10 protein-coding genes are annotated in these 10,174 nt (G+C 56.9%); all 10 read left to right on the top strand.

Features of this window, described 5'->3' with window-relative positions; genetic code table 11:
• The first annotated feature begins 217 nt into the window (after positions 1 to 217).
• The 10 genes from AC0QHF_RS02710 (at position 218) to AC0QHF_RS02665 (ending at position 9,928) form a co-directional block, all read left to right on the top strand.
• Positions 218 to 1,201 carry an alpha-ketoacid dehydrogenase subunit beta gene (locus tag AC0QHF_RS02710; protein WP_324702644.1) on the top strand — a complete coding sequence of 328 codons (984 nt, stop codon included), beginning with the start codon at positions 218 to 220 and terminating at the stop codon, positions 1,199 to 1,201.
• 280 nt (positions 1,202 to 1,481) lie between these two features.
• The gene (gene secD, locus AC0QHF_RS02705) at positions 1,482 to 2,873 is read left to right on the top strand and encodes a protein translocase subunit SecD (RefSeq protein WP_324702643.1); all 1,392 of its coding nucleotides are present in this window, start codon (positions 1,482 to 1,484) and stop codon (positions 2,871 to 2,873) included.
• 42 nt (positions 2,874 to 2,915) lie between these two features.
• Positions 2,916 to 3,908, top strand: a complete 993-nt coding sequence (gene secF / locus AC0QHF_RS02700) for a protein translocase subunit SecF (protein WP_324702642.1) — start codon at positions 2,916 to 2,918, stop codon at positions 3,906 to 3,908.
• 14 nt (positions 3,909 to 3,922) lie between these two features.
• The gene (locus AC0QHF_RS02695) at positions 3,923 to 4,315 is read left to right on the top strand and encodes a hypothetical protein (RefSeq protein WP_324702641.1); all 393 of its coding nucleotides are present in this window, start codon (positions 3,923 to 3,925) and stop codon (positions 4,313 to 4,315) included.
• Between the two features lie 104 nt (positions 4,316 to 4,419).
• Entirely contained in the window at positions 4,420 to 5,331 is a 912-nt protein-coding gene (locus tag AC0QHF_RS02690) for a lipid kinase (RefSeq protein WP_324702640.1), read from the top strand.
• 246 nt (positions 5,332 to 5,577) lie between these two features.
• Complete coding sequence (locus tag AC0QHF_RS02685; protein WP_324702639.1) at positions 5,578 to 5,808, top strand: hypothetical protein; 231 nt, start codon at positions 5,578 to 5,580, stop codon at positions 5,806 to 5,808.
• Positions 5,809 to 5,841: 33 nt separating this feature from the next.
• Positions 5,842 to 6,048 carry a hypothetical protein gene (locus tag AC0QHF_RS02680; RefSeq protein ID WP_324702638.1) on the top strand — a complete coding sequence of 69 codons (207 nt, stop codon included), beginning with the start codon at positions 5,842 to 5,844 and terminating at the stop codon, positions 6,046 to 6,048.
• Positions 6,049 to 6,185: 137 nt separating this feature from the next.
• Entirely contained in the window at positions 6,186 to 7,256 is a 1,071-nt protein-coding gene (locus AC0QHF_RS02675; RefSeq protein ID WP_324702637.1) for an amino acid ABC transporter substrate-binding protein, read from the top strand.
• 199 nt (positions 7,257 to 7,455) lie between these two features.
• Positions 7,456 to 8,628: an amino acid ABC transporter permease gene (locus tag AC0QHF_RS02670; RefSeq protein WP_324702636.1), complete on the top strand. Its 1,173-nt coding sequence runs from the start codon at positions 7,456 to 7,458 to the stop codon at positions 8,626 to 8,628.
• 76 nt (positions 8,629 to 8,704) lie between these two features.
• On the top strand, positions 8,705 to 9,928 hold the full coding sequence (locus tag AC0QHF_RS02665) for an amino acid ABC transporter permease (protein ID WP_324702635.1): 1,224 nt from the start codon (positions 8,705 to 8,707) through the stop codon (positions 9,926 to 9,928).
• Positions 9,929 to 10,174 lie beyond the last annotated feature (246 nt).

Below are 10,174 nucleotides of genomic sequence, written 5' to 3'. Positions count from 1 at the left end.
CCGGGTTTCTATTGAGATCTCGGGGGGAAACCCAAGGTGCTTCTAGAAACCCGGTTTCTTTGTTGGGAGCGATCGCGCCTAGAAACCGGGTTTCTACTGAGATCTTTGTGGGGAAATTGAAGATGCTTCTAGAAACCCGGTTTCTTGTTTGGGAGCGATCGCCACCCGGAAGGGGTTATTATAAACAGTCACATCCACTACACTCGGATCAATCCAGATGGCACAGACTCTACTTTTCAATGCACTGCGTCAAGCCACCGACGAAGAGATGGCCCGCGACCCCTCCGTATTCGTGCTGGGGGAAGATGTCGGCCACTACGGGGGTTCCTACAAAGTGACCAAGGATCTGCACAAAAAATATGGCGACCTGCGGGTACTCGACACGCCGATCGCGGAAAATAGTTTCACGGGGATGGCTGTCGGCGCCGCCATGACCGGACTGCGGCCGATCATCGAAGGGATGAACATGGGATTCCTCCTCCTCGCCTTCAACCAGATCGCCAACAACGGCGGGATGCTCCGCTACACCTCCGGCGGCAACTTCAAAATGCCCCTGGTGATCCGGGGACCCGGCGGGGTGGGGCGGCAGTTGGGCGCCGAACACTCCCAGCGTCTGGAGTCCTATTTCCAAGCCGTCCCCGGGCTCAAAATCGTCGCCTGTTCCACCCCCTACAACGCCAAGGGATTGCTCAAATCGGCGATTCGGGATGACAACCCGGTGCTATTTTTCGAGCACGTCCTGCTTTATAACCTCAAAGAAGATATCCCGGACGAGGAATATGTGGTCCCCATCGACAAAGCCGAGATCGTGCGATCGGGGAAAGATGTCACGATCCTGACCTACTCCCGGATGCGGCACCACGTCATGCAGGCCGTCCCGGCGATGGTCAAACAGGGGTTCGATCCGGAAGTGATCGACCTGATTTCCCTCAAACCGCTGGATCTCGAAACCATCGGGGCGTCGATCCGCAAAACCCACCGGGTGATCATTGTCGAGGAATGTATGAAAACGGGGGGCATCGGAGCCGAACTGACAGCCTCCATCAACGATAACTTTTTCGACGAACTCGATGCCCCGGTGCTGCGACTCTCCTCCCAAGACATCCCCACCCCCTACAACGGGATGCTGGAACGGCTGACGATCGTGCAACCCGAGCAAATTCTGGAGGCCGTCCAGAATATGATGTCCGTCCGGGTTTAATTGGCCGATACCGTCTCGAATTGCGGGCGATCGCTCCCAAATCTCCCGCCACGCGGGGGATTTTTTGTGCGGCTCAAATGTTAGACTGGCTTTGATTGCAAACGGGTGTAGGCCTGTGGGCGTGTGGGGTGTGGGGAATAGAAACCGCCTTTTCATGAGGGTTTCCAGGTTTGTCATCCTCGCCCAAAATCAATCCACAAGCACTTGTCGCCCTGTCCCCGGCGGGTGCGATCGCCCGTTCCGTCTGTTCTCCAGTCCGCTCACCGACCTCAAATTTAGTATGCGAAGACAGCGTTCCCTCCTGATCTTGATCCTCATTCTGGTCATTGCCTCCGTCATCGTTTTGGTCAAAGTCCCCATCCGCCTGGGATTAGACCTGCGCGGCGGTTCCCAACTGACCATCCAGTTGCAGACCTCCGAGGAAGTCCCCCAAATTGACGAGCGGGTGCTCGAAGCCGTCCAGAGCGTCGTCGAGAACCGCGTCAACGGCCTGGGGGTGTCGGAAGCCGTGGTGCAGACGGTGGGGGACGACCAGATTTTGGTGCAGCTTCCCGGCGTCAGCGACCCGGAACAGGCCGAGCGCGTGTTGGGGGGGACGGCCCAGTTGGACTTTCGGGAACAGAAGCGGGGCACCGAGGGCCAGCTTCTGGCGGAGGTGCAGGTGAACCGAGTTTTGCAAGCGGAGGTGGAAGAAGCGATCGCCCAAGGGGAGGACGAGAAACTCGACGAACTCCTCCAACAACTCGAAGAGAGCAACGAGGCGATCGCTCAACTTTACCAAGATCCCGTCATCCGCGGCCAGCAACTCCAGGATTCCTTCCCCCAACCCACCCAGGGGAGCAACGGTTGGGAAATCGTGCTGCGCTTCAACAACGAGGGGGGCGACAACTTCGCCGAACTCACCAAGAATTTGGCCGGGACGGGGCGGACGATCGGGATCTTTCTGGATGAGAGCCTGCTGAGTTATCCGACGGTTTCGGTGGAATTTGCAGAAACCGGCATCACCGGGGGCAGCGCCGTGATTACGGGAAACTTCACCGCCGAAGAGGCTAACAACATCGCCGTGCAGTTGCGGGGGGGCGCCCTGCCGGTCCCCGTGGAAATCGTGGAGAACCGCACCGTCGGGGCGACCTTGGGGCGGGACAGCATCCGGCGCAGCGTCTACGCCGCCATCGGGGGTCTGATTTTGGTGCTGATCTTCATGGTGGCTTATTATCGACTACCGGGGGCGATCGCGGATATCGCTTTGGTGGTCTACGCTTTGCTGACGTTGGCGCTCTTCAACCTGCTCGGCGTCACCCTCACCCTGCCGGGGATCGCCGGATTTATCCTCAGCATCGGCATGGCGGTGGACGCGAACGTGCTGATTTTCGAGCGCACCCGGGAAGAATTGCGGGCCGGAAAGACCCTCTATCGCTCCGTGGAGTCGGGGTTTTACCGCGCCTTCGGCAGCATCCTGGATGGCAACGTCACCACCGGCATCGCCTGCGTCGCCCTGTTCTGGTTCGGGACCGGTCTGGTGAAGGGGTTCGCCCTCACCCTCGGTTTGGGGGTGGCCGTGAGTATGTTCACCGCCGTCACCTGCAGCCGCACCCTCATGTTTACAGCCATCAGTATGTCGGAGTTCCGCAAGCCCGACCTGTTTTGTCCCAATCTCCCCAAGGAGACTTAGTTTCCGCCCCCCTTGTCTCTATCCACAATCTCAGACTGACCTATGACCTTTAGCGTTACCAAACAGCGATCGCTCTGGTGGACGATTTCCGCCGCCGTCATCCTCGGCGGACTGGTGGCGATGGCGATTTCCTGGACCCGCCCCGACATCGGCGCCCCCCTGCGTCCGGGGTTGGATTTTGTCGGTGGAACCCGCCTCCAGTTGGAACTCGACTGTAGCGTTCCGGGAAATTGCGACGGGCCCATCGACATCGCCGAGGTGCGGGAGGTTTTGGTGGGGCAGAATTTGGGCAACAGTTCGGTGCAGTTGTTGGACAAAGATCCGATCGCCCGCGACCGCCAGATCGTCTCCGTCCGCACCCAAAGCCTGGACGTGGACGAACGCACCCGCCTCGAAGCGGCCCTGGAAGATGCGATCGGCCAGTTCGACCCCCAGGCTACCCAGATCGACACCGTGGGGCCGACCCTGGGCCGGCAAATTTTTACTTCCGGACTCACGGCCCTCTTGGTGGCCTTCGCCGCGATCACGGTTTACCTGACGATCCGCTTCCAGTTCGACTACGCCGTTTTCGCCTTCGTCGCCCTCTTCCACGATGTTTTCGTGACGATGGGCATCTTCTCGATTTTGGGGTTGACGTTGGGAGTGGAGGCGGACACATTATTTTTGGTCGCCCTCTTGACAATTATCGGATTTTCTGTTAATGACACGGTGGTAATCTACGATCGCATCCGGGAAATTTTGAAGCGGATGCCGGAGGCCCCCATCAACCGGATCGTCGATGACGCGGTGAATCAAACCCTGGCGCGATCGATCAACACCACCGTCACCACCCTGCTGCCCCTGGTGTGCATCTTCCTGTTCGGCGGGGAAACCCTCAAATATTTCGCCCTGGCTTTGATCGTCGGTTTCATCACCGGTTCCTACTCCAGTATCTTCGTCGCCAGCACCCTTTTGGCCTGGTGGCGGGAACGTCACCCCTCCAAAGCTACCCCCGTCGCCAAGGACAAACCCCAACCCGTCTCGGGCGAGGAATAGGAGATGACATTCCCATGTGGTATCCCGAATCGAACTCCGACGACCCCAGCCTGCCCGCCCAGATGCGGAAACTGCACGAATTGACCGTCTACTGCCGCTGGGCGGTCGTGGCCCTCCTGTGGCTGCTGGTGGCGCCGTTGAGCCTGTGGGGGATGCGATCGGACATCGTCCTATTGCTGGACTATTTCACCTGGGCCACGGTGCGCTACAGTTTATTTCACAACCGCCTGTGCGCGATCGGTCTGGGCCTGTGTCTCGGCATGACCGCCAGCACCCTCCTCTGGCAGAGTCGCAACATCTTGATCGGCTTCCCCCGCGACTACCGCCGACGCCTGGAAAAACAGGTCTTGCGAATTCGCAAACAAGGACCGAATCATCCCCTCTGGCGGTGGGTGATCGGGGAATAGGGTGTAGGGTGTAGGGTGTAGGGTGTAGGGAATGGGGAATGGGGAATGGGGAATAGGCAATAGGCAATTATTAATTGTTAATTATTAATTATTAATTATTAATTATGTTCGGACCTGATCCCAAAACGGCTTTGCTGTTGGCCAATCCCCACGCCCGCCAGGTGCAGCAGAAATTGCCGAAGGCGTTGCTTCAGTTGCAAATTTTGGGTTTGGAGATTATTCAGGAGTCGGTGCAAGATCCGGACGAGTTCCCGCCGCTGATCCGCAGCTATCGCGATCGCGTGGATCTGATCATCGTCGGGGGCGGGGACGGCACCCTGAATCGGGTGGTGGAGGGGTTGGTGGGGACGGACCTGCCCCTGGGGATTTTGCCCTTGGGGACGGCTAATGATCTAGCCCGGACTTTGGGGATTCCGCTTTCGCTTCCGGAGGCCTGCCAGACCATCGCGGTGGGACACCGACACCGGATCGATTTGGGGTGGGTGAACGGGAAGCATTTTTTCAACGTGGCGAGTCTGGGATTGAGCGTCAATATCACCCGCAAGTTGACCCGGGATGCCAAACGCCGGTGGGGTATTTTTGCTGATCTCATCACGGCCGTCAATGTGATTTTGACGCGGCGTCCGTTCAAGGCGGAGATCGGATTTGAGGGCCGGTGGAAGCGGGTGAAAACGTTACAAATTGCGATCGGAAATGGGCGGTTTTACGGCGGCGGGATGCGGATCGCCCACGACGCCACTATCGACGATCGCCGTCTGGATCTCTACAGCTTGGAAATTCAGCACTGGTGGCAAATTTTTACGGTTTTGCTGGCCCTGTGGACCGGGCGTCACCGCCGGGATTTGGGGACGCGGACGCTCTCGGGGACTGAATTTGAAGTGGTGACGGCCAAACCCTATCCCATCAACACGGACGGCGAAATTACTGCCCACACCCCCGCCCGGTTCCGGGTGATTCCGAAAGCGATCGAGGTGATCGTGCCGAGAAAGAAGGAATCGACCCGAAAGAAGAGATAATTGTGTATCGAACTTTACACTTTATGAGTTTTGTCAAGTTATGCTTCGCTTGATTAAGTAATTGATAATTCATGTGACATCTTGTGTGATTTGGTGTTTGACGGGGCGAATTTCGGTTATGGTTTAAAGTATAAAGAAAAAATAAAGGCAGCCTATCCATCCTGGACAATCCAGAAATGGCTGCGTAGTAAGAAACTCGTGGACTCCCAGCCTTTGGGAGCGATGATTAACCGATAAGGAGGTCTTATGACTCCCGCAATGCTCCGCCAACTTTGGTCTTTAGTTGAAACAACGCAACCCTCGCAGTTGGTCAGTCTGGACGACGATAGCCTCGTGCAGTGTTTGCTGAAGCGCTTGAAAACCGAATCCAGCATCAACGGCCAGGAAGTCGATCTGTTGAACGACTATATCAGTTCCCGACTGTCCCTGATTCGCGACCTGGCCGAAGCCCGCCTGACGGGGGAATCGATGGCATGATTGCGGTCTGTTTGCCGTATATTTTTTAACCGAATGGTACGAAGCCAAAAAATTGGGCGAGGGGGAAGTCGGTCGGAATTCGACTCGGCCGATCCGTTCCGCCAAGCTTCCTTTCGGCAGGCCAGTCGAGTCACCGTTATTCTGATAAAAGGGTCCGCCCACGCGATCGCCCCGGTCGTCGGGTCCTTATATCTTCCGGATAGAGCGATCGCATTTCAGATTGATATCTTTCGCAATTGAATTGTCGTTCTCTTGCACTCCCTTCCCTTGTCAAATGACCAGGTTGAGGTAAGCTTAGTAACATTTGAGGCATCCAAAGTTCAGACTTTGGTTGCTTGTCGTTCTTGACCAACCGATTCAAAGACAATTCAAAAATCATGCGTAAATGGGGTTTTATTTTACTGACGAGCATCCTGTCCGTCGCATCCCTCACCGCCTGCCAATCGGGAACTACGGGTTCCGATGAGGGGGGGGCGGGTTCGACGGGGGCGACTCAGAGTCGCCTCGATGTCGTCAAAAACCGGGGAACGCTCGTCTGCGGTGTCGATGGCGGCATTCCGGGTTTCAGCTTCGTGGACGAGACGGGCGAATATTCCGGCTTGGATGTCGATATTTGCAAGGCGGTGGCCGCGGCCCTGTTTGACGATCCCAACGCCGTGGAGTACCGCAACTTGGACTCCACCGAACGCTTCGAGGCCCTCAAAGCCGGCGAAGTGGATATGCTCTCCCGCAACACCACCTGGACCCTCAGCCGGGACACTTCGGTGGGGATGGAATTTGCCCCCACGACCTTTTACGACGGCCAGGGGATGATGGTGAGAGCCGACAGCGGCATCACCAGTTTGGAAGATTTTCAGGGTCGGGCCGTCTGCGTGGAAGCGGGGACGACCACCGAACTCAACCTGACCGACAACATGAGGAAACGGGGCGTGGATTTTGAAACCGTCACCTTCCAACAGGCGGACCCCGCCTACGCCGCCTACGCCGAAGGCCGCTGCGAGGGCATGACCTCCGACAAATCGCAACTGATTGCCCGCCGCAGCACCCTCCCGAACCCCGACGAACACATCCTCTTGGACGTCACCATGTCGAAAGAACCCCTCGGACCGGTGACGATCAACAATGACTCAGCCTGGTTCGATACCGTCAAGTGGGTGACGTTCGGCCTGATCGAAGCGGAGGAATTGGGCATCAACCAAGGTAACGTCGAAGAACTCGCCCAAACCAGCGAAGATCCCACGGTTCGCCGCTTTCTCGGTGTCGAAGGGGATTTGGGCGAAAGCATGGGGTTGAGCAACGATTTCGCCGCCCGGGCCGTCAAGCACGTCGGCAACTACGGCGAAATTTACGATCGCAACCTCGGCGAAGGCTCTCAATTCAACCTAGATCGCGGTCAAAATGACCTGTGGACTAACGGTGGTTTGCTCTACGCACCGCCGTTCCGTTAATTGCCACTGGAGAAGGGTGTAGGGTGTAGGGTGTAGGGTGTAGGGAAGGTGATGGATTGCCGATTCCCTATTCCCTAGGACCGATTCACTCTCACCCGAATCAGTGCGTAGGAAACGGGAATTTTTGACTTTTGACTTTTGACCGGGGCGGATTTGATTCCTCAAAAAGTCCCCTTCCGCCCACCACCCCACGAAAACCATGACAACGGACACCCATCAGCAGAAAATTCCCCTCTGGCGAGACGATCGCTTCTGGAAAATTGCCCTTCAGGTGCTCGTCGTCGCCATCTTGCTCGCCATTTTTACCTTGGGCGGCATCAACCTCACCCGCAACCTGCAACAGACGGGCAGCGAATTCGGCTTCGGCTTCCTCGATAGTACCGCCGGATTCGGTATCGGAGAAAGCTTGATCCCCTACACCCCCACCGACCCCTACGCCAGGGTTTTGCTGGCGGGGTTGGTCAACTCCCTGCGGGTGATGTTCTTCGGAATCATCCTCACCACTATTGTGGGCATCGTCGCCGGGGTTTCTTACTTTTCCAACAACTGGCTACTCCGTCAGATCGGTTTGGTTTATGTCGAGTTAGTGCGAAATACGCCTCTATTGCTGCAACTGCTATTTTGGTACGGCATTTTCCTGCAACTTCCCCAAGTCGAAAATCGCATCGGCGTCCTCGACTCCATTTTTCTGACCCAGCGGGGAATTTACATCCCCTGGCCGGCGAGTCCGGCGATCGGGTTTTGGCTGGCATTTTTGATAATTGAAGCGATCGCGGCATTTTTCGTGTGGAGGTGGCGGGTCAAGGTGATGGTCGAACGGGGACAGTCCGGCAAGCCCCAACTCGTCGCCCTCGCCGTCCTGGCAGTTGTGGCGGCGGCAGTTATTCTATTCGCCTTGGGCTGGCAACAACCCGCCCTGGAAGGCGCCGAAGATAACCCCGTCCTCCGGGGCGGTCTGCGGCTGACCATCGAATTTACCACCCTCCTCGTCGGCCTGGTCATCTACACCGGCGCCTACATCGCCGAAATCGTCCGAGCCGGCATTCAATCCGTCCCCAAAGGGCAGTGGGAAGCCGCCCGTTCCCTGGGTTTAAAACCCGGGCCGGTGATGCGTCTGGTGGTGTTTCCCCAGGCGATGCGCGTGATCATCCCCCCCCTCAACAGCCAATATCTGAATTTGGCGAAAAACTCCAGTTTGGCGATCGCCGTCGCCTACGCCGACCTTTACAACGTCGCCAACACCACCTTCAACCAAAGCGGACGGGCCGTCGAGGTGATGCTGATTATCATGGCGACCTACCTCACCATCGACCTGCTGATTTCCATCGCGATGAACTTCCTCAACCGCAGTGTCCAACTGCGGGAAAGATAAATGGGGAGTCGGGAGTCGGTATTAGGGAGTCGGGAAAGCGAATCGATTTTGTAATTCATAAAAATAACCATCACCGATGACCACAACTAATCCGCAACCGTCCAACTTCACCCGCGAACCTCCCGACGAATCGGGAGGCTTTATCGAATGGCTGCGTAAGAATTTATTCAATACCTGGTACAACGGCGTGGTCACGATCGCGATCGTCAGCTTCCTGCTGTGGATGGCCGCCGGTTTCCTCGTCTGGGCGAGAACCCAAGCCCAGTGGAGCGTCATTCCCGCCAACTTACCCCTGTTTCTCGCCGGCCGCTTCCCCAACGACCAGTATTGGCGATTGTGGGTGTTACTCGCCCTCATTGCCACTCTCTCCGGCATCACCTGGGGATTTTTAGCCCGACGGACGACAACCCTATTCAGCCAAAATATCGTCATCGGCATCACCATCATCACCCTGTTGATGCTGATCATTCCGACACCGATCATCTACCGACTCGGGGCGATCGGCATGGTCGCCCTCAACCTGTTCGGCGCCTGGGGGGGACGGCAGGTCGGGAGTATCAAACCGCTGCTGGGCAAGTGGTTGCCTTTCTCCTGGTTTGTATTGTTAATTGTCGCCGTCTGGCTGATCGGCGGCGGGTTGGGTCTGAAAGTCGTTTCCACCAACCTCTGGGGCGGCCTGATGCTCACCCTGCTGATGTCGGTGATCAGCATTTTGCTCTGTTTCCCCATCGGCGTTTTGCTGGCTTTGGGACGCCAAAGCCCCCTGCCGGTGATCCGCTGGCTGTCCGTCGCCTACATCGAACTGATCCGGGGACTGCCCTTAATTACAATTCTATTTATGGGGCAGATTTTGCTGCCGCTATTTCTGCCGGAAGGAATGCGCCCCGATCGCGTCCTGCGGGCGATCGTCGGCCTGACCCTGTTCAGTTCCGCCTACCTGGCGGAAAACGTCCGCGGCGGCTTGCAGGCGATTCCCCGAGGTCAATTCGATGCGGCGAAAGCTGTCGGATTAAATGCCCCGTTGACGCTGGGGTTGATTATCTTACCCCAGGCCTTGAAAATCTCGATTCCCTCTATTGTCGGACAGTTTATCAGCCTATTTCAGGATACGACTTTGTTGGCGATCGTCGGACTGGTGGAGTTGCTGGGCATTAGCCGTTCTATCCTGGCAAACCCCAAGTTTCTGGGGCGCTATTCGGAGGTTTACCTGTTTATCGGAGTTCTCTATTGGGTGTTCTGCTACTCGATGTCCCTGGCGAGCCGCAAGTTGGAAGAACAACTCAATACGGAGCATAAATAATAGGGTGTAGGGTCTAGGGTGTAGGGTTTTTTCCCTTCCGCCCGAACCTTACCGATAATTTGGGTCTTTGGATGCATTCCCAAGCTCTCCGTTGTCTTCCACCCGATTCAATATCCGCAGATTTGATATCACAAGCCGGGGGCGTCACGACCATCAAAATTGACCCGATCGCGATCGCTCCCTCCGCACCCCTGCACAAAATCCGCACTTTGTCAACCCCCCGGTTCGCGGGTCTGAGTTTCCCCG

The sequence above is a fragment of the Lyngbya sp. CCY1209 genome, assembly GCF_055795065.1.
Note: the sequence above shows the minus strand (reverse complement) of the source record. Positions and strands in the feature narration are given on the sequence as shown.

What these genes read in the sequence shown, in the direction of transcription:
- AC0QHF_RS02710 (WP_324702644.1), top strand. Translation starts at nt 218, where the DNA reads ATGGCACAGACTCTACTTTTCAATGCACTGCGTCAAGCCACCGACGAA.
- secD (WP_324702643.1), top strand. Translation starts at nt 1,482, where the DNA reads ATGCGAAGACAGCGTTCCCTCCTGATCTTGATCCTCATTCTGGTCATT.
- secF (WP_324702642.1), top strand. Translation starts at nt 2,916, where the DNA reads ATGACCTTTAGCGTTACCAAACAGCGATCGCTCTGGTGGACGATTTCC.
- AC0QHF_RS02695 (WP_324702641.1), top strand. Translation starts at nt 3,923, where the DNA reads ATGTGGTATCCCGAATCGAACTCCGACGACCCCAGCCTGCCCGCCCAG.
- AC0QHF_RS02690 (WP_324702640.1), top strand. Translation starts at nt 4,420, where the DNA reads ATGTTCGGACCTGATCCCAAAACGGCTTTGCTGTTGGCCAATCCCCAC.
- AC0QHF_RS02685 (WP_324702639.1), top strand. Translation starts at nt 5,578, where the DNA reads ATGACTCCCGCAATGCTCCGCCAACTTTGGTCTTTAGTTGAAACAACG.
- AC0QHF_RS02680 (WP_324702638.1), top strand. Translation starts at nt 5,842, where the DNA reads ATGGTACGAAGCCAAAAAATTGGGCGAGGGGGAAGTCGGTCGGAATTC.
- AC0QHF_RS02675 (WP_324702637.1), top strand. Translation starts at nt 6,186, where the DNA reads ATGCGTAAATGGGGTTTTATTTTACTGACGAGCATCCTGTCCGTCGCA.
- AC0QHF_RS02670 (WP_324702636.1), top strand. Translation starts at nt 7,456, where the DNA reads ATGACAACGGACACCCATCAGCAGAAAATTCCCCTCTGGCGAGACGAT.
- AC0QHF_RS02665 (WP_324702635.1), top strand. Translation starts at nt 8,705, where the DNA reads ATGACCACAACTAATCCGCAACCGTCCAACTTCACCCGCGAACCTCCC.